Annotated in this window: 1 pseudogene; it reads left to right on the top strand. The window is 70.5% G+C overall.

What is annotated here, in order from left to right:
* Positions 1 to 264 (top strand): annotated as a pseudogene (locus SB751_RS31565) (capsular biosynthesis protein); the annotation flags it as partial.

The following is a 264-nucleotide window of genomic DNA, read 5'->3' as shown; positions in this document are numbered from 1 at the left end:
GCGACTCCATCGCCGAAGGCGAGATCCAGCGCAAGGGCCGCCTGAACGTGCAGGGCCAGTTCGTGCCGGACTATCCGTCCAATCCGGGCCAGCTCTCCTACGACCTGGCGCGCTATTCCGGCGTGTTCCATTTCAACCATGGCATCGGCGGCCAGATGTCGGCGCAGGTCCGCGCCCGCTGGCGCCGCGACGTGCTGGCCGAGGAATACGATCCAGGCGATGGCCGCGGCGCGCGCACCCTGCCCGCCGGCTCGCGACCGAGCC

It is taken from the genome of Cupriavidus sp. SIMBA_020 (assembly GCF_046535395.1).
In the GTDB taxonomy this organism is placed as follows: domain Bacteria; phylum Pseudomonadota; class Gammaproteobacteria; order Burkholderiales; family Burkholderiaceae; genus Cupriavidus; species Cupriavidus campinensis.
The sequence above is the reverse complement of the archived record's forward strand: the minus strand, read 5'-3'. Positions and strand labels throughout refer to the sequence as shown.